19 protein-coding genes are annotated in these 21,077 nt (G+C 56.4%); 10 read left to right on the plus strand and 9 right to left on the minus strand.

The annotated features are described in order from the left end of the window. Positions 1–31: 31 nt before the first annotated feature. The gene (locus ACYVGU_RS02650; RefSeq protein ID WP_460620794.1) at positions 32–865 is read right to left on the minus strand and encodes a hypothetical protein; all 834 of its coding nucleotides are present in this window, start codon (positions 863–865) and stop codon (positions 32–34) included. Between the two features lie 156 nt (positions 866–1,021). Here ACYVGU_RS02650 and ACYVGU_RS02655 point away from each other — a divergent pair, with 156 nt between their 5' ends. From ACYVGU_RS02655 to ACYVGU_RS02665, 3 genes are all read left to right on the plus strand, one after another. Then, positions 1,022–1,327, plus strand: coding sequence for a hypothetical protein (locus tag ACYVGU_RS02655; RefSeq protein WP_460612606.1), 306 nt, complete (start codon positions 1,022–1,024; stop codon positions 1,325–1,327). A gap of 28 nt (positions 1,328–1,355) precedes the next feature. Then, a complete protein-coding gene (locus ACYVGU_RS02660; protein WP_460620795.1) occupies positions 1,356–1,559 on the plus strand; it encodes a hypothetical protein in 204 nt (67 codons plus the stop codon). Positions 1,560–1,822: 263 nt separating this feature from the next. Further along, positions 1,823–2,455, plus strand: coding sequence for a M15 family metallopeptidase (locus tag ACYVGU_RS02665; RefSeq protein ID WP_460620796.1), 633 nt, complete (start codon positions 1,823–1,825; stop codon positions 2,453–2,455). 30 nt (positions 2,456–2,485) lie between these two features. On the opposite strand, the gene ACYVGU_RS02670 is transcribed toward ACYVGU_RS02665, so the two are convergent. Next, positions 2,486–4,558 (minus strand): VWA domain-containing protein, encoded by a 2,073-nt coding sequence (locus ACYVGU_RS02670; protein ID WP_460620797.1) that lies wholly within the window; start codon positions 4,556–4,558, stop codon positions 2,486–2,488. A 181-nt stretch (positions 4,559–4,739) separates the two neighbouring features. On the opposite strand from ACYVGU_RS02670, the gene ACYVGU_RS02675 reads away from it, so the two are divergent. After that, entirely contained in the window at positions 4,740–6,014 is a 1,275-nt protein-coding gene (locus ACYVGU_RS02675) for a TonB family protein (protein ID WP_460620798.1), read from the plus strand. Between the two features lie 6 nt (positions 6,015–6,020). Here the strand turns inward: ACYVGU_RS02675 and ACYVGU_RS02680 are convergent, their stop codons facing one another. Next, positions 6,021–6,689, minus strand: a complete 669-nt coding sequence (locus ACYVGU_RS02680) for a C40 family peptidase (protein ID WP_460620799.1) — start codon at positions 6,687–6,689, stop codon at positions 6,021–6,023. 163 nt (positions 6,690–6,852) lie between these two features. Then, the gene (gene fabG / locus ACYVGU_RS02685; RefSeq protein ID WP_460612600.1) at positions 6,853–7,602 is read right to left on the minus strand and encodes a beta-ketoacyl-ACP reductase; all 750 of its coding nucleotides are present in this window, start codon (positions 7,600–7,602) and stop codon (positions 6,853–6,855) included. Between the two features lie 135 nt (positions 7,603–7,737). On the opposite strand from fabG, the gene ACYVGU_RS02690 reads away from it, so the two are divergent. Then, positions 7,738–8,979, plus strand: coding sequence for an NAD(P)/FAD-dependent oxidoreductase (locus ACYVGU_RS02690; protein ID WP_460620800.1), 1,242 nt, complete (start codon positions 7,738–7,740; stop codon positions 8,977–8,979). Positions 8,980–9,117: 138 nt separating this feature from the next. Here the strand turns inward: ACYVGU_RS02690 and ACYVGU_RS02695 are convergent, their stop codons facing one another. Continuing rightward, complete coding sequence (locus ACYVGU_RS02695; RefSeq protein ID WP_460620801.1) at positions 9,118–9,858, minus strand: tetratricopeptide repeat protein; 741 nt, start codon at positions 9,856–9,858, stop codon at positions 9,118–9,120. 236 nt (positions 9,859–10,094) lie between these two features. Here ACYVGU_RS02695 and lpdA point away from each other — a divergent pair, with 236 nt between their 5' ends. Then, positions 10,095–11,489 (plus strand): dihydrolipoyl dehydrogenase, encoded by a 1,395-nt coding sequence (gene lpdA, locus ACYVGU_RS02700; protein WP_460620802.1) that lies wholly within the window; start codon positions 10,095–10,097, stop codon positions 11,487–11,489. Between the two features lie 554 nt (positions 11,490–12,043). Here the strand turns inward: lpdA and ACYVGU_RS02705 are convergent. From ACYVGU_RS02705 to argB, 4 genes are all read right to left on the minus strand, one after another. Then, a complete protein-coding gene (locus tag ACYVGU_RS02705) occupies positions 12,044–12,574 on the minus strand; it encodes a TetR/AcrR family transcriptional regulator (protein ID WP_460612595.1) in 531 nt (176 codons plus the stop codon). 549 nt (positions 12,575–13,123) lie between these two features. Further along, positions 13,124–14,431: an argininosuccinate lyase gene (gene argH / locus ACYVGU_RS02710; protein WP_460620803.1), complete on the minus strand. Its 1,308-nt coding sequence runs from the start codon at positions 14,429–14,431 to the stop codon at positions 13,124–13,126. Positions 14,432–14,608: 177 nt separating this feature from the next. After that, positions 14,609–15,679: a M20 family metallo-hydrolase gene (locus ACYVGU_RS02715; protein WP_460620804.1), complete on the minus strand. Its 1,071-nt coding sequence runs from the start codon at positions 15,677–15,679 to the stop codon at positions 14,609–14,611. After that, positions 15,667–16,449 (minus strand): acetylglutamate kinase, encoded by a 783-nt coding sequence (argB, locus tag ACYVGU_RS02720; RefSeq protein WP_460620805.1) that lies wholly within the window; start codon positions 16,447–16,449, stop codon positions 15,667–15,669. The genes ACYVGU_RS02715 and argB overlap by 13 nt, the downstream gene beginning before the upstream one ends. A 612-nt stretch (positions 16,450–17,061) precedes the next feature. On the opposite strand from argB, the gene ACYVGU_RS02725 reads away from it, so the two are divergent. The 4 genes from ACYVGU_RS02725 to ACYVGU_RS02740 are packed head-to-tail and all read left to right on the plus strand — an operon-like array spanning position 17,062 to position 20,939. Then, a complete protein-coding gene (locus ACYVGU_RS02725; protein WP_460620806.1) occupies positions 17,062–17,643 on the plus strand; it encodes a GNAT family N-acetyltransferase in 582 nt (193 codons plus the stop codon). Next, positions 17,640–18,830, plus strand: a complete 1,191-nt coding sequence (gene argG / locus ACYVGU_RS02730; RefSeq protein ID WP_460621986.1) for an argininosuccinate synthase — start codon at positions 17,640–17,642, stop codon at positions 18,828–18,830. Before ACYVGU_RS02725 ends, argG begins: the two co-directional genes overlap by 4 nt. Next, on the plus strand, positions 18,820–19,800 hold the full coding sequence (argC, locus tag ACYVGU_RS02735) for an N-acetyl-gamma-glutamyl-phosphate reductase (RefSeq protein ID WP_460620807.1): 981 nt from the start codon (positions 18,820–18,822) through the stop codon (positions 19,798–19,800). The genes argG and argC overlap by 11 nt, the downstream gene beginning before the upstream one ends. Continuing rightward, positions 19,800–20,939, plus strand: coding sequence for an aspartate aminotransferase family protein (locus ACYVGU_RS02740; protein WP_460620808.1), 1,140 nt, complete (start codon positions 19,800–19,802; stop codon positions 20,937–20,939). The genes argC and ACYVGU_RS02740 overlap by 1 nt, the downstream gene beginning before the upstream one ends. The last annotated feature ends 138 nt before the right edge of the window (positions 20,940–21,077 follow it).

Consider the following 21,077-nt stretch of genomic DNA (forward strand, 5'->3'; position numbering starts at 1 on the left):
ACCAACCTGACAAGGTTGCTGATGTGGTAGCCTAGATATCGGAAAGGCGGCCCTGTATAGGGACGCGCTGCCGGGGCATCCCACGCAGCTCGTTGCCAATGTCAGTGGCCTCAAAATCAGCTTGGTTCATGTCGCGGTCCATCATAATGGTCTTGTTCTCAAACCGATACTTGAAATTATTCAGCATGGTTTTGCGCAGGACCAGACCTTGCTGCATCAACGTTAGGTGCTCTTCCATATTGGGCGTTAGGCTCTGGTTGTAGGCTTTGGCTTGCATAAACCAGCTGATTTTCTCCAGCGCAATATCCACCTGTCCCGGAAAAACGTCTCCTACCGAGTCACTCTTAGCCTGTGCGGTAAGATAGGCCGCCGCATTTTCGGCCAGCCAATAGCGCCGGGCCATGCGGGCGTAGCGGCCAGTAGCGGTGGTATCGGCCCGGTCAGCGGCCGAGAGTTGGCGGCGCGTGGCCGCTACCTGCGCGGCGGTTTCCGCCTCGAAGCTAGGTAGGCTTTTGGTTTGAACCGCTTCCAGCACAATGGGAGCCGTAGAGACCGGCTTAGGGGCTGCAGCTTCGGGAGTAGAAGCCGCCTGTAGGCCCCACCAGCTTAACCCAATTACCGCGACGCCCAATACACCAGCTGGCCACCAGCGGGCAGCCACCGAGCGTTCCGGCGCATCATAAATGGAAGTTGTTACAGCAATAGGGTCCGGAGTAAGGACCGGAAGGGAAGTTCCGCGGCGACGCAGCTCACGGCTGGCCTCGGCTAATAGGGCCGGATGATACAGCGCCGGGTGTTGTACCAAATACAGCAGTTCCTCATCGGATTTCTGCAGAAACGAATCGGGGGTAGAAGAGGCTGACATGCCAGCTACAGCAAAGGAATAGAGGTAGAAAATCTCACCAAATTGGTGAAAAACTGCCGGACTTCCAGCCCATTTCTACCACCTCAGCTACTAGGCCCACGTATAGCCTAAGCCGGACCTACCCTGTCCGCATTGTTTACCTCAAGAAATCAGACTATGGATACTCCTCGCGAAGAACCCACCGATGGTCGCAACCTGCTGAATTCCACCGACTCGCAACCCGAGCAGCGCCAGCCCGAAGGCCGTCAGGCACCCGGCAGCCACGATACCGGCCTCAACGCCGACGATAACTCCGGCAGCGGCGGCACGGAAGGCGGGCAGGCCATCAGTGGTGCCCGCGTGCGCTCCGGAGCGCCCAACTACGATGCCCCCGGCAATGCCCAAGATGGCGACGTGGGTGGCAACACCACCAGCAGCGGCACCGGCGTATCGGGCGGCGAAACCGGCCAGGTAAACCTCTAACATTTCACTTCCTACCCCCCCAGCAACTATGGCAACTCCCCATAATCCGTCTCAGCCCACCCCCTCAACTCCTACCCAACCCGCTACTACCCAGCACGAGCTGTCTAACGATACCGGCGAAGGCATCCGCGGCGGGTACGGCGACAGTGACCAAACCAACGGCCTGGAAGGTGGCAACCAGAAGCAAAGCGCCGACCAGGAAATCGAGCGCGAGCAGTCAGAAGAAGAATAAGCCCTGCTGCGTTCTATTACGGTAACTAGTGCGCTGCCCTGCAGCGCCGCCCGAGCCTAGGTTCGGGGGGCGCTGCAGGGCAGCCGCATGGAGGGGCTAGCTATCTGAAGGGCTGGTGATTTTTACCTCTTTTTTGCTGCCAGCCGCCTCCCTCTGGGCCAAAGCTGCCGCGCCCTATGGTTGACATATTCGTATGCAATAGAACATTTCCAAGCAAGCGTAAGTTAGGATACTGTTCAGTTACGGCCCCGGCCCGTTTTCTTATGTCTGCCAACTCATTTGAATTTACACCTATCACGTCACTGGAGCTGTATCAGCAGCAAGTGGCACAGGATGCAAAGCAGGAGCTGGTTGACCTGACCATAGCCATTCCGGATGTGGTGCTGGATGTGCGGTATGCCACCCAGCGCAACCTGCTAGGTAAACCATTATATCAACGAGCCTGCGCCTATCTGCGCCGCCCGGTGGCAGAGGCACTAAGCCGGGTGCAGCAGGTGCTGCAAAAGCGGGGCTTGGGATTGTGCGTGTACGATGCCTACCGCCCCTACAGCCTAGCCACCAGATTTTACGAGCAGTTGCGCAGAAAAGGCGCCGATGAAATATCGGGTTGGCAAAGCTTTCGGCCCAACCGCGGGTGCTCCGTTGATGTGAGTCTGGTGGAGTTTGGTACGGGCCGGTGTGTTCCGCTTCCTACTGAGTATGAGGCAGCAACGCCAGCGGCGCATTCGCGATTCAGCAACCTACCGGCCCATATACTGCTGAATCGGTGCCTGCTGATGGCGGCCATGAAACAGCAGGGCTTTATCAATTACCCCGGCAAATGGTGGCGCTTCGACCACAAGTGCTGGTCGGAGTTCGACCTGATTGATTTGCCCTTCGAGGCGCTGGAACGCTAGGCAACCGCCGCGTCGCAACCCCACTCACACCTACACGCCGCCCGAGTACTTGCGGGTAGCCCATTCCACCGTCAGGAGCCCCAGCAGCAGGAAAAATAGCCACTTCAGGTTAATGAGGTCTTTCAGGTCTTCCTGCTCGTAAATGACGGGCTTGTAATTGGCCTTCCGGATGTCTTGGGTGAGTTGGGCAAACTGCGAAGGGTAGTACAGGCGCTGCCCGCTGCGGCTAGCTACTTGGTAGAGCAGGTTATGGTCGGCGCGCGACTGAATGGCTTCTAGCTGCTGATCCTGTACCAATACTTCACCACGGTCTTGCTGCTGTTGGCCCCCTAGGGTAGCACGGGCCACATAGCGGTACACGCCCGCCGGCAAGGGCCCCAGGTGCAGCGGGGCACTGTCGTCGGTGTTTGTGAACGAGAACGTGCGCGTCTTCTGCTGCTCATTGGTGAGCGTGAGCGTGATTTGCTGGCCGAATATGCGCTCGAAGATGGCGTTATAGGTTTCGGCCCCGAACGTTACGTCGTCCTGCGAGCTGAAAGCATCCTGCGTCGGATACACATCAAGGCGCTTTTTATTGGCGTTTTGGGTGAGCAACTGCAGGGTACGCAGAATCAGGCGGTCATACGTTTCCGGGCGGTCATCGTGCTCTACGGCTTCTTGCAAGCGCCACTGCCAGCTACCATCGGTGAGCAAGGTGGCCTGGCGCTGCGCCGGTGTGCCCCCAAATACTAGCAGCGGCTTCTGGGTTTTCAGGCGGCCTACCTGCTGCCACAGGGCTGCTTCGGCGCCACCTCCCAGGCGTACATCCCCGAAAGGCACCGGCGCGGGCGGGTAAGCAGCAAAACGGCGCAGGGCATCTTCCTCAAACGAAAACCGCGTGAAAGTCCCGTTCGGAATAGGCGTTACGTCATCGGTTTGGGAGCCCCGGGGCGTTATCGTCAGGCCCGTGCCTAGGGCATTGAACGCCGGGAAGTTGGTTTGGGCGCCCAGCACGTAAAGCGCCGGCACGCGGCGGGCTTTCACCTGAGCCAGCACCTCGGCGCCTACCCCACTTTGGGCAGGCAACTGGTGCAGAATGGCTACATCAAAGTCTTGGCTTTTGAGGGGGCTGATGCCAGGTAGGTAGGTAGTCAGGTCAAAGTTGTCGTTCTGCAGAATGGCGGCGCGCAACGCTTTCAAATCGGGGTGCGGGGCCGCTCCGGCTAGCAGCACGCGCAGCTTGCCTTTCACAATGTCGAGGTAAGCAAACTTCTGGTTGTTGAGGAGCGTGAACTCGCCGGGAAGCTGGCTTACTACTACTTCATAGCGCCGCTTGCCGGGCGCCGGTGCTGTAACCAGAAACGTAGTTTTCACGCGCCGTTGGCCGGCCGGCAGGTTCACGCGCTTGCTCTGCAGCACCCTTCCGTTTTCGCGCAGCACCACGGTAGCCGTAGTGCCGGCGTAGCCATCGTAGCCTAATTCGGCCTCAATCGGGAACTGGTTGCCGCTGAAGGCTACGCGGTTGTAGGTCAGCGCGGGCAAGCTTACATCTTTCTTCGGTACCGTGTCGCCCACGCCAATGGCATAAATCGGGAAACGATAGTCGGTGTACTGCGGGGCGCGACCCTGGTTTACGAGGCCATCGGAGAGCAGCACTACGCCCGCCAGGTTGCGCCCTTCATATCCTTCGCCGATGCCGGTGAGCAGCCCATCGAGGTCAGAGGCGGGGGCCTGAAACTGTAGCGAGTCTGGCCGTGGGGCCCGGCTAGTGGCCGAGAGCGTGCGAGTTTCTACCGTAAAGCCCTGGCCGCGCAGTGTTTCGGCTAGCTGCGTTAGTCCTTGCGTGGCTTGCCCCAGCACGGGTTTCGGCGTAAACAATCCCACTGACTGCGAATCATCAATGGCCAGTACTACGGTAGGCGCCTCGGTGGTAGTGGAAGTTGATTTCAGGAAGGGCGAGAGCAGCAAAAAGCACAGGAAGCTCACTACTACAAAGCGCACAAAGGCCAGCGCGAAGTTCACGGTTCGGCTCCACGGCGACTTAGCCGAATAAAGCAAAGCCGCATAGCCCACCCCTACTAGCAGGCACAACAAGATAAACCAGGGAGAAGCAGATAGTAACAAAGGCAGAACGGTATAGCAACTGCACCAAGAACCCGGTTTCGCAGTACTAGGTTGCGCAGACAGGGAAGGCTAGGCAGCGAAGGTAGGAAGTTGTGAGAGAGGAAGCGGATATACAAAAAACTGATAGCTTCGCCGAGTTAGTAATCAGAACGCCCTAGCTGGCCTTTATCCTTTAGAAGTGATGCATAATTATTTTTACAAAGCACTGGCTGCCTTTGCGCTGGCATGGGGTAGCCCAGCAGGGCAATTGGTTCAAGCACAGTCATCAAACGAACTGGTAACAGTTGCGAGCCAGCAACTGCAACGACAGGAGTATGCGGCCGCTAGCGCTACCTACCAGCAAGCCCTGAAGCTGCAGCCCGGTACCGCCCGCACCTATTATCAAGCCGCCCAAGCCGCTGCCCAAAATCAAGAGCCCAAAGTGGCGCTTCAGCTGCTAGGGCAGGCCGTTTCGAAAGGCTACTTCCGAGAGCAGGAAATACAAGCAGATGCGGCCTTCGCAGCCCTCAGCAACCAGCGCGGCTGGAAAGAAGTGCTGGCTAGTGCGCGCCGTAAACAACAACAGCACGAAGCAGGCTTTACGCAGCCGCTGGTGGCCCTGCTAGAGAGAATGCACTATCAGGATCAGCATTACCGCCAAATTGCCGCGGCCGCTGACCGTCAGTACGGGCCCAACTCAACAGCTGCTAAAGTGGCAATGCAGCAGCAAGATGCCCTAGACCTCCGTCTTATCCGTCAGGTAGATAGCCTTATTACACGCCATGGTTATCCGGGGAAAGCAATGGTCGGAGAGTATCAGAAAGAGGTAGCGTTCTTTGTCATTCAGCATCATCCTGATGAAAAGTATCTGCCCTTGCTGACGGCCGCCGCTGACCGTGGGGATATATCCTGGTCGGCACTTGGCCTTCTGATTGACCGAGTAAAGACGGAAAAAGGCGAAAAGCAAGTGTATGGCTCACAGCATAGAGTAATTGCTGATGGCCGAAAACAGCTGTATCCTATTGAGGACGAGCCCAACGTAAACCTGCGTCGGGCCAAAATTGGTATGGCGCCTCTAGAACACTACTTGCAACAGTATGGTATCGTCTACCAAGTTCCTAGCCCTACACACAACCCAAACCCACCGGAGTTGTATCTGTCGCCACAGATTACTGAAGAGCATCAGTCGCCGGTAGAGTTGATTGGCGGCTACGACGCGCTGGTTGCTCAACTAAAGTACCCTGTCCAGGCGAGAAAAAGCAAAGTTTCCGGCGAAGTGGTCCTGCAAATGGTCATTGATCCACAAGGAATTCCGCGAAACGTGCTGGTAGTGAAAGGCATCGGTTCCGGCTGCGACGAAGAAGCACAACGCGTCATGCGCATGGCCCGCTTTACCAATACGGCCGGCGAAGACCACGAAATTCGGATGAGCTTGCCCTTTTCGTTTGAAAAAGCTGCCGCAGGCGGGGGCAAATAAGTTGCCTTATTGCACCGTCACGAGCTCCTTGCTTTCCAGCATCCGGACCGGCGAAATAACCTTTTCACCTAAGGGCATGTGCTTGCCGTAGCGTTCCTGCAATTTGGCTTGCACGGCGGGGTGGCTCAGGTCGAACTCGCGCAGCGTCTGGAGCTTCCCAATTTCGCGGCCAGTGGCTTGCTGGTACATCTTCCAGAGTAGCTCCGAGCAGTAGATCCGGTCATCTGACCATCCAAAGTACAGGTCGTAGTTCTTGCCGCGGTATTGCTCGCCGGCGGCTTGCAGGCGTTTCAGGGCGGCGGGCGTAAGTACAGTTGCAGCGTCGCGGAGGCGCTTAACCACAAACTTGCCCCCTAGGCCGCGCGCTGTCCAAGCTTCCAGTGAGGTTTCACTTACGGGCTGCACAGCTTCAAACACGCGCCACTCGCCGTTCTTCTGAAACAGAATGCCGCAATGGCTGTACGGCGACTTTGTGGCGAGCTGAATGGCCTTGCTTTGGGCCGATTGTGAGGTCTGGAAAATAAGGTCGCCGTTGTGCAGCTTTCCGGCAATGCCTGCTACTGCGGTCTGTGCCGTTCGCCGCTGCTGGTATTGTGTCACATACCGTTGCAGCCGCGGGTAGGCTACTAGTGAAACGGCGAGCAGCAGAAAAATAGCTAACAGATAGCGACGCATATAATTACAGGATTGGAAATATAAAAGAACGTCCTGCTGAGCGCAGTCGAAGCATCTTTACCTCTGGCTAACTTCTTTGATCAGCTCCGGTAGAGAGGCTTCGGATGCGCTCAGCAGGACGTTCTATTGTATCATATCATAGTAGGTCGGCCTCGGGACTAGCCTAGGTCAGCATGCCGCCATCCACCTGCAGTACTTGGCCAGTGATGTAGGCTGAGTTTTCGGAGGCGAGGAAGGCAGTGGCTTTGGCTACGTCGTCGGGGGTGCCGCCGCGCTTGAGCGGAATGGCTTTGCGCCACTCGTCTACCTGCTTCGGGTCGAGGGCATCGGTCATTTCGGTTTCGATGAAGCCCGGTGCAATGGCGTTGCAGCGAATGTTGCGCGAGCCCAGCTCTAGGGCCACCGACTTCGTGAAGCCGATAATGCCCGATTTGGAAGCGGCGTAATTAGTCTGGCCGGCGTTGCCTTTGATGCCTACCACCGACGTCATGTTAATAATGCTGCCCGCTTTGGCGCGCATCATGGGCTTGGTAGCGGCCTTAGTCAGGTTAAATACCGACTTCAGGTTCACGGCAATTACCTGGTCCCACTGCTGCTCGCTCATGCGCATCAGCAAGCCATCCTGCGTGATACCAGCGTTGTTTACTAGGATGTCGAGCTTGCCGAACTCCGCTACTACATCATCCACCAGCTTTTCCGCTTCGGCATAGATAGAAGCATCGGAGCGGAAGCCTTTTACCTTGGTGCCGTGGGCGGCCAGCTCCTGTTCCAGCTGCTGGCCTTTCTCCACGCTGGAGAGGTAGGTGAAGGCTACCTGAGCGCCCTGTTGGGCGAAATACACCGCAATGGCGCGGCCGATTCCTTTGGAAGCACCCGTAATGAGGGCCACTTTTCCGTCGAGCAGTTTCGTCATGAAGGCGAAGGTAGTAAGAAAGGGCACTCTCACTAGCCCTCTGGCGGGCGCAAACCCAAACTTGTTGGCGCGGTGCTAGGCCATATAGAGGAGCTATACCGTCAACCGTTTCTGGCTCGTATCTTCGTCGCGTCTATGCCCGACATTGCAATCTGTATTCTGGGTGCCGGCCCCGGCGGGGCCACGGCCGCCCTGCACCTGGCTAACGCCGGCCACTCTTGCCTGCTCCTCGACCGCGCTACCTTCCCCCGCGACAAAGTTTGTGGCGATGCCCTCAGCGGCAAAGTTATCAGTGAGCTGCGCCGTATCGGCGAGGCGCTGCCAGATAAGTTGGCCGCCGAACCCATGCAGCTCCCCAGCTGGGGAATCGACTTTTATGCCCCCAACGGCAGCCGCCTGGCTGTGCCCTTCAAACCAAAGTACAACCCCGCCTCTGACCGCTCCGCCGGCCACATCAGCAAGCGCCTGCACTTCGATAATTTCCTGATTGAAGAAGTGCGCCGCCGGCCCGAAATCGACTTCCTCGAAAACACCGACGTAGCCCGCCACGAGCAGCTGCCCGATGGCCGGTGGCGCCTACTAGGCCCTGATGGCGAGGAAATCGTGACGACTAGGTTGCTTTTAGTGGCCAACGGGGCTCAGTCCAGCTTTGCTCGTCTCATTGGCGGCCACGAACTGGAGCCGGCCCACCACTGCGCCGGCCTGCGCGCCTACTACCGCGGCGTAACCGGGCTGCACCCTGATAATTTCATTGAGCTGCACTTCATCAAAGACTTTCTGCCGGGCTACCTCTGGGTGTTTCCGCTGCCCAACGGCGAGGCCAACGTGGGCGTGGGCATGCTCACAGAAGCCGTATCCAAAAAGAAAGTAAAGCTGCGCGAGCGGCTGGAAGAAATGCTGCATACGCATCCGGCCCTGAAAGACCGGTTTGCCACTGCCGAGCGCCTAGGACCGGTGCGGGGATTCGGGCTGCCGCTGGGCTCCCGGCGCCGTTCGTTATCGGGTGCGGGCTACCTGCTGCTTGGTGATGCCGGCTCCCTTATCGACCCCTTTTCAGGAGAGGGAATCAGCCACGCCATGGTATCGGGCCGCCACGCCGCCGACTGGGCCGGCCGCGCCTTGGCTGCGCAAAACTTCACTCCCGAGTTTCTGAAAGGATATGATGGCGCTGTGTACAACCGTTTGTGGCAGGAACTGCGCCTAAGCCGGGCCATGCAACGCCTACTCAGCTACCCATGGCTGTTCAATTTCGTAGCCAACCGCGCCGCCAACAACCCCACGCTGGCTGAAACTATCAGCAACATGTTCCTCGACCTGGATTTGCGCGAGCGGCTCCGACAGCCCAGCTTCTACGTAAAGCTGCTCCTGGGTCGCTAAGGCGATGTAGCTACCCCATATACTAGGTGCAGTTTGCTTCCAAACCGCTAGCCCCCGATTAAGCTCTAACTCCCGGTAGGGGTTTGGGCTTGATCGGGGGCTAGTAGAATGAAGCTGAGGCTGTTTGGGCCTAGTTGATTACTTGCCTGTGTACCGGCGCAGGCTTTTTTCGGCCTCGGGGTTCAGTTGGGTAGCTTTCTCCAGGTCGGCTTTGGCTTCGTCGGGCTTGTTAATGGAGGCGTAGCTGATGCCGCGGTACTCGTACGCATCGGCGTAGGAAGGGTCGAGGGCTACGGCCTTAGTGAAATCGGGTATGGCTCCCTTAAAGTTGAAAAGCTGCATTTTGGCGGCGCCCCGGCCGAAATACGCCTCCTTGTCCTCGGGGTTGTACTTAATAGCCTTACCAAAATCGACGATGGCGGCGTTGTATTCTTTCAGCTTCAGGCGGTTAAGTCCCCGGTTGTAGTAGGCTTCAGGGCTAGTAGGTTTCAGGCGCAACGCTAGGTTATAGTCCGTTACGGCTTCCTTATATTCCTTTAAGTGGCTTTTGGCTTTTGCCCGGGCTAGTAGAGCATCAAAATCGCGCGGCTTGGCTTTAAGGGTGGCATCCGCCGTCCGGATTGCCGCCCGGTAGTCGGCGTTTGATTTACGGGCAGCTGGCTCAACGGGCGTGGGTAGGGTAGGGGTTTCCGTACCAGTTGGCACAATATCGGGGCTAGTAGCCCGGGCCACAGAATCGGCGGCGCGGGCTACAGCTGTTTCGCGGGCGCTATTCAGGCTAGAGGACGTAGGCCGTTCCACTTCGGTTGTGCTGCGGGCACAATCAGTAAGCAAGAAGAGGGCAGCGCCGGCTAAAGCGGAAAGTATGGGTGTTCTCATGTAAAGCAAGGAGAGGAAATTGTGGCGGTACTTTTTACGCCAAATCAGGCAATGGCTCTTGTACGGGCAAGTTCTGGCAACGGCTGAGTGCGAAGCCATAATTTTGTCGGGGCCAGATGAGAAGCCAAGTGCGGGCACGGTGGCAGAGTAGCGCGGCCTGCCTATCTTTGCCCGCCCGCCGGTTAGCCCGATGCTGCCAGCGGCCCCTTCCTTCTTAACCTTCAACCGAACACAACATGGCATTGCAATACGACCTGGTCGTTATCGGCAGCGGCCCCGGCGGCTACGTAGCCGCCATCCGGGCTTCGCAGCTAGGTTTGAAAGTAGGCGTGGTAGAGCGTGAGTCGCTCGGTGGCATCTGCCTCAACTGGGGCTGTATTCCTACCAAAGCCCTGCTCAAAAGCGCCCAGGTATTTGAATACCTTAACCATGCCGCCGACTACGGTCTGAAGGCTGATGGTATTGGCTACGATTTTGGTGCCGTTATTCAGCGCAGCCGCGGCGTGGCCGATGGCATGAGCAAGGGCATCAACTTCCTGTTCAAAAAGAATAAAATCGATACCATTATGGGCACCGGCAAGCTGCTGGCGGCCGGTAAGATAGAGGTAACGAAAGCCGACGGCGGCAAAGAAACCGTTGAGGCCAAGTCCATCATTCTAGCCACTGGCGCCCGCTCGCGTGAGCTGCCAGCGTTGCCCATTGATGGTAAAAAAATCATCGGCTACCGTCAGGCCATGGTGCTGCCTGAGTTGCCGAAGCGTTTGGTGGTAGTAGGTTCTGGCGCCATTGGCGTTGAGTTTGCCTACTTCTACCGCACCATGGGCTCCGAGGTAACGGTGGTTGAATATCTGCCCCGCATCGTGCCCGTAGAGGACGAAGAAATATCGCGCCAGATGGAGAAATCCTTCAAGAAAATTGGCGTAAACGTGCTGACTAGCGCAGAGGTAACCAAAGTGGATACCACCGGCGCAGGCTGCAACGTAACCGTTAAAACGGCCAAAGGCGACCAGCAAATTGAATGTGACGTGGTGCTCTCGGCAGCGGGTGTGGTGACCAACCTCGAAAACATCGGCCTCGAAGAGCTCGGCATCAAAGTAGAGAAAGGCCGCATCATCGTCGACGACTTCTACCAGACCAACGTGCCCGGCATCTATGCCATCGGCGACATTGTGCCCGGCCCCGCACTGGCGCACGTAGCCTCCGCCGAAGGCATTATTTGCGTTGAGAAAATTGCAGGCCACCACCCCGAGCCGCTCAACTACCAGAATATTCCCGGCTGTACCTATGCTTCGCCGGAAATTGCCTCTGTAGGCCTCACCGAAGCCGAAGCCAAAAAACAGGGCTACGATGTACTGGTAGGTAAATTCCCCTTCTCGGCCTCGGGCAAAGCCTCCGCTGGCGGCGTAAAGGATGGCTTCGTCAAAGTTATCTTCGACAAGAAGTACGGTGAGTGGCTAGGTGCCCACATGATTGGCGCCAATGTAACGGAAATGATTGCCGAAGTGGTGGTAGCCCGCAAGCTGGAAACTACCGGCCACGAAATCATTAAGTCAGTGCACCCGCACCCCACCATGTCGGAAGCCATTATGGAAGCCGCTGCCGCCGCGTACGGCGAGGTGATTCACTTGTAGGAAAACAGAAGTACATAGGTTTAAAAGCCCTTGACCACAGCTGTGGTCAAGGGCTTTTTGTATGTTTGGTGCTTACATCGGCTTCGTTTTATGCCCCGACTCCCTTCTTACACGGTTCTGTTTATCTTAGGCACCCTAGGCTTCGCACTTTATACAGGCGCATCTTTTTGGGCCTTTAGTCACTTTGGTACTTTACCAGCGTGGTTTGCTTCCTTTCTAGGGGTAGCAAGATTGATTGGATTTGGCTTGGTAGTGCTTTCACCTTTCCTGATGCTACTCAAATTCTTCCGCCAGCAGGATAGTAAATAGCAGCGGCCTTTCTGATACAAAAAAGCAGAGCCTTAACTAGCATATAGTTGAGGCTCTGCTTTTTCATTAGTAGGCTGTGTCTCAGAATTCCAGACCGCTCTGCCGGCCTGACGGCGCATCAAAAGGGCAAGGCATCTGCCTCGCATTGTTGGGTTAGCACTGCAACATCAATCCGCGAGATGCTGCCACAAGTTTACGCTAGATCAAGCATGCCGCCAGGAGAATCAAAAGCTTCGTCTAGGGGCTTATTGCGCTTGGTACTTGCCTTTGATGAAGTCCAGCATTTCGCGGCCGTGGTCTTCAGTTTTGGTGGCTTCCATTTTCCAGAGGGCCTCTACCAGCAACAGCAGCAATTCCGTTTCCTTTTCTGGGTCCGCATAGTCAAGCTTCTGAAATGCCTGCCGCAGCAAAGAAGGTACAGGTTTCATGAACCGCTCATGTTGCTGTCGGGCCATTTCCGAGTCAGCCAAGCGGTATTGGAGCTTCCAGAAGTGCGGCTCAGCCTGTACTAGCTTAAAGGGAAGCTCAATTACACTATGGATGAAGGCCAGCGGGTCCTGCTCTGCCAGTCCGCCCCGGTTATCCTCAATTATGCGCTTGTATCCATTGCGGATTACAAACTCCAGGAGTTGGTCTTTTGAGCCGAAGTGCTTGAAAATTAGTGCTTCTGAAACTCCAGCAGCTTTAGCTATCAGCTGCGTAGAGGTGTTCTCAAAGCCTTTATCCCCAAATAGCTGCAATGCTACTTCTGCAATGTGCTGTTTGCGGTTCGTCATGTCCAGACAAGTTCAATTTAACGGCCTAGGCCTAGTAGTACGCCTTCTTATTCGCAGAAGAAACACTGCAAGATCGGGTTCAGTGAGCGAATACACGCTATTTTTTACAAATTCCTTGCTGCCCACTGTTCACGGGCAGGGCCTCCTAAAACAGAAGCCGGCCGATTTGGGAGTACCAAATCGGCCGGCTACGTGGGATTCAAAAACCGGCATGCAACAGTACCGGGGGTAAGGTCGCGTAGTTTTTGAAGGGTTCCGAATGAGGGTGGGAATACATTCGGGTAAACAGGGCGTGGGAATTGTCTTTCAGATAACTAGTGGGAGTCGTTATCTGATAGCGAGAGCAAACTTACACAAGGATTTTATAAAACAGTAAGTATTGCCTCACTTTTCTTTGTAAGTAATCACTCACCAATGCTATAACTGCGTGCAATAGCTTGATTTATAGTGAGTCGCTTAATTGTTCAAAATTTTGGCATTGTATACAGTTGAGTAAAAAATATTTAGAAAACGTTGGCTAGTGGCAGTGAAATGCCTTCTTGAGGAAGGCTACAGGGCTTTAAACAACCCACTCTTCTCCCGCAAACGCTGCACCTTCTCTTGAATTTCCTCTAGGCCTAGGTTATGTACGCTGCCCAAGTGAGTGGTGTGGAACTCCTTGTGTGGCACGTAGCTGCCATCTTCAACGGCTAGGCCTACCTGCTTATAGGCGGTGCGAAAGGGGGTACCACTTTGAATGAGCTGGTTGATGTTTTCGACGGTGAACACGGCGTCGTACTTCTCCTGGTTCAACAGGTTGGGCTTGATTTTCAGCTGGGGCAGGGCGAAGAGCACGATGTCGAGAATGTTCAGGAACTGAGTCATGGGCTCGAAGAGCAGTTCCTTCAGAATCTGGAAGTCGCGGTGGTAGCCGCTGGGCAGGTTGCTGGTGGCTAGCATGAGCGTATTGGGTAGGGCCTGCAGGGCGTTGCAACGGGCCCGGATAAGCTCAAACACATCGGGGTTTTTCTTGTGAGGCATGATGCTGGAGCCTGTAGTAAACTCCTTAGGCAGCTCCACAAAGGCCATATCCTGCGAGTTGTACATCACTAGGTCGTAGGCCATTTTGGCGAGGGTAGCAGCCATGCCGGCTAACGCAAACGCCACCGTTTTTTCCGTTTTGCCGCGCAACATTTGGGCGCCCACGCTGCTGACGGCCAGGTTGCCGAAACCCATTTCCTGGGTGGTCATCAGGCGGTCGATAGGGAAGCTGCTGCCAAAGCCAGCACCCGAGCCGAGCGGATTTTGATCGGCTACGGTGTGGGCCGCTTCGAAGAGGGCCAGGTCCAGCAGCAGATGCTCGGCATAGGCCGAAAACCACAGCCCGAAGGAGCTGGGCATAGCCGCCTGAAAGTGCGTGTAGCCAGGCATCAGGTCTTCCTTATGCGCCTCAGCTTTTTGCAACAGTACCTGCACCAGCTCCAGCGTTTTGGCAGCGGTGCGCTCCGTATAGTCCTTCAGAAACAGCTGGATAGCCGTCAGCACCTGGTCGTTGCGGGAGCGGGCCGTGTGGATTTTCTTACCCGCGTCACCGAACTTCTCCGTCAGGTAGTACTCGATTTTGGAGTGCACATCCTCGAAGTCTTCCTCAATGGTGAAGGTACCGTCCTCGAGTTGCGTGCTCAGCTCCGTGAGGCCCTGCTGGAGCTGCTGATTTTCCTCCTCCGAAAGCAATCCGGCCTTCGCCAGCATGTTGGCTTGGGACTTAGAAGCCTGTACGTCGAACTGCGCCAAATACATATCCAGCTCTCGGTCGCGACCTACAGTGAACTGTTCAATCTTCTTATCGACGGCAATGCCTTTATCCCAGATTTTCATGCGTTTGATGTTAAGCTAAAGTCTAGTTCCCTTCCTCAGATGAGGAGGGGCTAGGGGTGGTTGAACTGGCCTAGAACGGTTTTCAGAGCTAGCAAACTAGAAGTAGTTAATCGTTCATCGATTGTCAACCACCCCTAACCTCTCCTCATCTGAGGAGGGTAACTAGACATTGGAATCCTACAACTTCAGCCCGTCGAGCAAAGCTATGTATCCCTGAACGCCCGCCCGGATTTCACTGAGCAGGATGTACTCATCGGGTGTGTGGGAGCGGGCTGAGTCGCCAGGACCAATCTTCACCGTAGTAAACGGCATCATCGATTGGTCGGACAAGGTAACTGAACCAAACGTGCGGCGGCCCAGTGCTAGGCCTCTTTGCACGAGAGGGTGACTTAGGTCAATGCGGGAGGAGTTGAGGTAGATAGAGCGGGGGGTGACATCAGAAGTAACATGCTGGCGCACCAGTTCCACTACTTCCGGGTTAGAGTAGCACTCATTGGTGCGCACATCCACCACGAAGGTGCAACGGTCGGGTACTACGTTGTGCTGAGAGCCGGCCTGTATCTGGGTTACGGTCATCTTCACCGGGCCTAGCAGCGGCGAAACTTCCGGGAAGCGGAATTGCTCGAACCACCGGATGTCAGCCACGGCTTTGTAGAGGGCGTTTTCACCTTCTTCGCGGGCGGCATGGCCAGTCCGGCCGTGGGCCACGCAGTCGAGCACCACTAGTCCTTTTTCAGCCACCGCTAAATCCATTTGAGTGGGTTCACCCACAATGCCTAGGTCAATGTGGCCTAGCTGGGGTAGCACGCTCCGGATACCATTCACGCCTGAAACTTCCTCCTCCGCCGTGATGGCGCAGATGAGGTTGTAGGCCTGGTCAGTGCGCTCATGAAAATACAGGAATGTAGCCAGCAGGCTCACGGCCGAAGCGCCGGCGTCGTTGCTGCCTAGGCCTATCAGCTTGTCGCCTTCCACGGTGGCTCCCAACGGGTCGTAGGTCCAGGTGTTGCCGGCCTTCACGGTGTCGTGGTGGGAGTTGAGCAGAATGGTCCGTTTGCTAGGGTCGAAATGCTTCGACACGGCCCAAACGTTGTTTTTATCCCTCCTGGGGTGGGCGCCATGGAAGGTCAGAAACCGAAAGATTAGCTCAGCGGTCTGGTCTTCTTCCCGCGAGAGTGAGGGCGTCTGAATCAGCTCCTGCAGCAGCTCAATGGCATCCTCGGTCAGCCGCTCGATTAGCTCCGGCATAGTACAGTTTTCACGGGTTCGTTGATTTTGAGCGCGTTTTCAATCACCACGCGCTCTACCCCGGCTTCCAGCGCGGCAAAGGCATTATCCAGCTTGGGTACCATACCGGCGGCAATGATGCCTTCGGCTTTTAGCTGCTGGTATTGAGCCGGCACAATCTGCGGAATCACCGACTGCTCATCGTTGATGTCGGAGAGCACACCGTCCTTCTCGAAGCAGAAGTGCAGTTCCACCTCGTAGGCCACTGCCAGGGCGCGGGCAAGGGTGCTGGCAATGGTGTCGGCGTTGGTGTTGAGCAACTGGCCTAGGCCATCGTGCGTGATGGCGCAGAACACGGGCGTGATGCCGGCCTGCAGCAACTGGCCTAGCAGCGTGATGTTGATGCTGCCTTCGGGCAAGTCTCCTACAAAACCGTAGTCAATCTCCTTCACTGGGCGCTTCACGGCCCTGATGGCGTTGCCATCGGCGCCGGATAGGCCTAGCGCATTCACACCGGCTGCCTGCAGCAGCGCTACCACTTGCTTATTGGTTTTGCCGGCGTAGAACATGGTCACAATGTCAAGGGTAGCGGCATCGGTGATGCGGCGGCCTTGCACCATTTGAGGTTCGATGCCCAAGTCCAGCAGCATCTGGCTGGCGCCTTTACCGCCCCCGTGCACCAGAATTTTTCGGCCGGGTATGCGGGCCAGCTCCGTCAGGAAGTGGCCTAGCTGCGCTTCATCGTCGATGATGCCGCCGCCAATCTTAAAAATTTTTAGGCCTTCTCGCATGGTTTTCGGAAGAGGTAAAATGCGGCGTACTAGGCCACGCAGCGCCAAAACGTACTTTCTGTTCGGCTATTATCTACCCAATGGATACATTAGGCAGCAACTATTTTTGCCCGTGGGCCGACAAAGTTTCCGAAAAAAAACATCTAGTTTTGCAACGATTTAGCGGTCCTATTCATTTTAAACCGCAGAAACACTTCCCTCGCCTCACGGCAGTCTTCATGATTCGTCTCTCTTCTATTGCGCTTCTGCGACGACCCAACCTAGTCGTGCGAACAATGCCAGCTTAAGCGCTGGCATGCAATATCTCGTCGGCCAGTAAGCACCCTGCTCCCCCGACGAAAGGGCCCCAACCTAAGCGCCCTGCTGAAGAAAGTTTCTACGAACAACGAACTGACACGAGTGTAAGCCCTAGTGCGCCTTCCCTAGCCGATTTTGCCTGACCACCCACTGCGGCGGCTTGCTGAATGGGCCCCTTTTCAGAGCTTCCATTTTGGTGCCAGACCTTGCTCTGGTTACGGCGCAGCCACATCCCTCCGCTGCGCCTCAAGCTCCTCCCTTACCGTCTTTCCGAGTCTGTTGCCGTATACCAAGGCAACCAACCGAGCTTCGACCATGTTTTTACGAGTCGCCGATGCTGCCGATGCGCAGTATGTGGAAACCCTCTGTCAATGGTACGCCGAATCCGCCAAATCGCGCGGCGTCGGCATCGCCAAGCGTGACCCTAACTATCTGATTAAAAAGATGGTGAAGGGCGATGCTATCATTGCTTTCATTGATGAGCAACTAGCCGGCTTCTGCTACATTGAGACCTTCGAGGACAACAAATTTGTGGTCAACTCGGGCCTCATTGTGAACACGGAACTACGGAAAGAGGGCCTGGGCCGCGCCATCAAGCACCGCGTGTTTGAGCTCTCCCGCACGAAGTATCCGGCCGCTAAAATCTTCGGTATCACGACCTCAGCGGCCGTGATGAAGATTAACAACGAGCTGGGCTACCGCCCCGTCACCTTCCCCGAACTAACCCAGAGCGACGATTTCTGGAAGGGCTGCTCTAGCTGCAAAAACTACGGCATCCTGATGGAAAACGAGCGCAAAATGTGCCTGTGCACTGGCATGGTCTACGACAAGCTCGATGACCAGTACAGCCAGCGCGTGCAGGAGACGATTGAGATTCTTACACCCCAAGGCCAATAATGAAAAAGGTAGTTTTAGCCTACAGCGGCGGCTTGGATACGTCCTACTGCGTTGTATATCTGACCCGCGAACTGGGTCTGGAAGTTCACACCGTCATCGTCAACTCCGGCGGCTTTTCTGAGGAAGAGCTGGCTGCCATCGAGAAGCGAGCCTACGAACTGGGCTCCTCGAAGCACGAGGTAATCGACGTGACCCAGCGTTTCTACCACGACTGCCTGCGCTACCTCATTTTTGGCAACATCCTCAAGAACGACACTTACCCGCTGAGTGTCAGCGCGGAGCGTATGTTCCAGAGCTTGGCTCTGGCGGAGTACGCCCGGGAGCACAAGGCCGACTACATTGCTCACGGCAGCACCGGCGCCGGCAACGACCAAGTGCGTTTCGACGTGGCTTTTTCGGTTATCGCGCCCAACACAGAAATCATCACGCCCATACGCGATCTGAAACTGTCGCGCCAGGCCGAGATTGACTTCCTGAACCAGCACGGCTTCGAGATGAGCTGGGAGAAAGCCAAATACTCCATCAACAAGGGTATTTGGGGCACCAGCGTGGGCGGCGTAGAGACGCTGACTTCCGACAAAGCACTGCCTGAGTCGGCTTACCCGACGCAGATCAGCGCCACCGAACCTACTACCGTTGAAATCACCTTCGAAAAAGGCGAGCCGGTGGCTTTGAATGGCAAGTCGATGGACTCGGTGGAGCTGATTCAGGAGCTCAACGACCTGGGTGGCCGCTACGCCATTGGCCGCGACACCCACGTGGGCGACACGATTCTGGGCATCAAAGGCCGCGTAGGTTTTGAAGCTCCTGCCCCGCTGATTCTGTTGAAAGCGCACCACTTGCTGGAGAAGCACACTTCTTCGCGGTGGCAGCTGCTGCACAAAGACTACATCGCCAACTGGTACGGCACGCTGCTGCACGAAGCCCAGTACCTCGACCCAGTGATGCGCGACATGGAGGCCTTCCTTACGTCGTCACAGGAGCGGGTGTCAGGCAAGGTGTTCGTGACCCTGAAGCCGTATCAGTTCGAGTTACAAGGCATTGAGTCGAAGTACGACATGATGCGCTCCAAAGTGGCGACCTACGGCGAGGAAAACGACGCTTGGGATGGCCGCGACGCCAAGGGCTTCATCAAAATCTTCAGCAACCAGCTGCGGATTCATAGCTCATTCAACGATGAAAATTAAGGTCGGCATCGTAGGCGGCGCTGGCTACACTGCTGGGGAGCTGATCCGCATTCTGCTGCACCACGAGTACGCGGAGCTAGGCGCCATCGTCAGCTCTTCTAACGCTGGCAACCCCGTCTACCAGGTTCACGACGACTTGGTGGGTGAAACGGACTTGGTTTTTGCCTCGGAGCTGGCGGGTGACGAAGACGTGGTATTTCTGTGCCTGGGCCACGGCAACTCCAAGGCGTGGCTCGAAAACCACGAGCTGCCCGAAACCACCCACATTATCGACCTCAGCAACGACTTCCGCCTGGAAGCCGACGCAGAGTTTGAAGGACGTGAGTTTGTGTACGGGTTGCCGGAGCTGAACCGAAGCCGCATCCAACAGGCCCAAAGCATTGCCAACCCCGGTTGCTTTGCTACGGCTATCCAGCTGGCGTTGCTGCCACTGGCGCAGGCGGGCAAGCTGACCGATGATGTGCACGTGTCGGCCATTACGGGCAGCACGGGAGCGGGCCAGAGCTTGTCGGAGACGGTGCACTTCTCGTGGCGCACTAATAATGTGTCCATCTACAAGCCCTTCACGCACCAGCACCTCGGCGAAATCGGGGAGAGCCTGGCGCAGCTGCAGCCGCAGCTAGAAAGCGCCATGCACTTCATCCCGTACCGCGGCAACTTCTCACGGGGCATTTTCGCCAGCGTCTACACGCCATCGGATTTGACTCAGGAGGAAGCGCGGGAGCTGTACCAGAAATTCTATGCTGATGCGCCTTTCACCACGGTATCGGACAAGGAAATTCACTTGAAGCAGGTAGTAAACACCAATAAGTGTCTGCTGCACGTGCAGAAATTCGGCAAGCAGCTGCTCATCACCTCGGTTATCGACAACCTGGTGAAGGGCGCTTCGGGCCAAGCTATCCAGAACATGAACCTGCTCTTCGGCCTGCCCGAAACGACAGGGCTTCACCTCAAATCGGTGCTTTTCTAATGGAGCTTTTCAACGTATATCCGCTCGTCAACATCACGCCGGTAAAGGCGCTGGGGGCGAAACTCTGGGACGATAAAGGTCAGGAGTACCTGGATTTCTACGGCGGCCACGCCGTTATTTCCATCGGCCACAGCCACCCGCACTACGTGCAGCGCCTCACCGAGCAGCTGCAGAACATCGGCTTCTACTCCAACTCGGTGCAGATTCCGATTCAGGCGCAGCTGGCTCACAAGCTAGGCCAGGTGTCGGGCTACGAGGACTACTCGCTATTCCTGTGCAACTCCGGCGCCGAGGCCAACGAGAATGCGCTGAAGCTAGCATCTTTCCACACCGGCAAAAAGCGCGTGGTGGCCTTCAAAGGCGCTTTCCACGGCCGCACCTCCGGCGCGGTAGCCGCTACCGACAACCCGAAAATCGTTGCTCCTTTCAACGCCGACCACGCCATTTCCTTCGTGGAATACGACTTGGCGGCGGTAGAGCAGGTGCTGCAGGGCGGTGACGTGTGCGCAGCCATCATCGAGCCGATTCAGGGCGTAGGTGGCATCATCATGCCATCCGATGAGTTCCTGACTGGCCTAGCGACGCTGTGCAAGCAGTACGGTGCCCTGCTAATTGCCGACGAGGTGCAGAGCGGCTACGGCCGCAGCGGCAAGTTCTTCGCGCACCAGCACGCCGGTATCCGCCCCGATGTCATTTCGGTAGCGAAAGGTATGGGCAATGGCTTCCCCATCGGCGGCATCCTGATTGCGCCGGAGCTGAAGGCGTCTTATGGATTGCTAGGCACCACCTTCGGTGGTAACCACTTGGCTTGCGCTGCGGCCCTAGCAGTGCTAGAGGTTATTGAGCAGGAAGATTTGCTAAATCACGCCACCGAGCTAGGCCACTACCTCCGCTCGGAGCTGGAAGCCAATGCCGGTGCCGAGGAAATCCGCGGCCGCGGCCTGATGGTGGGCATCAAATACGACTTCCCTATTAAGGATGTACGCGACAAGCTGCTTTCGGACTTCCACATCTTCGTAGGCAACGCTTCCGACCCTGGGGTGCTGCGTCTGCTGCCGCCGCTCAACATCACAAAGGCTGAAGTTGACCGGTTCCTGCAGGCGCTGTACACACTTATTCCGGCCGAGGTGAAAAAGTAAGCAACTTGTGGCCTAACTTGCAGCCCCAATGAGTAGCACGATGAGGTTTACGAGCCAAGCTCCCCTTCTGATTAGCTGCACGCTGCCATTGGCCACAATTGCGCAGCAACCGGCTGGTTCTTTCCGTGAAAGAACGGC

The organism is Hymenobacter tenuis (assembly GCF_054780495.1).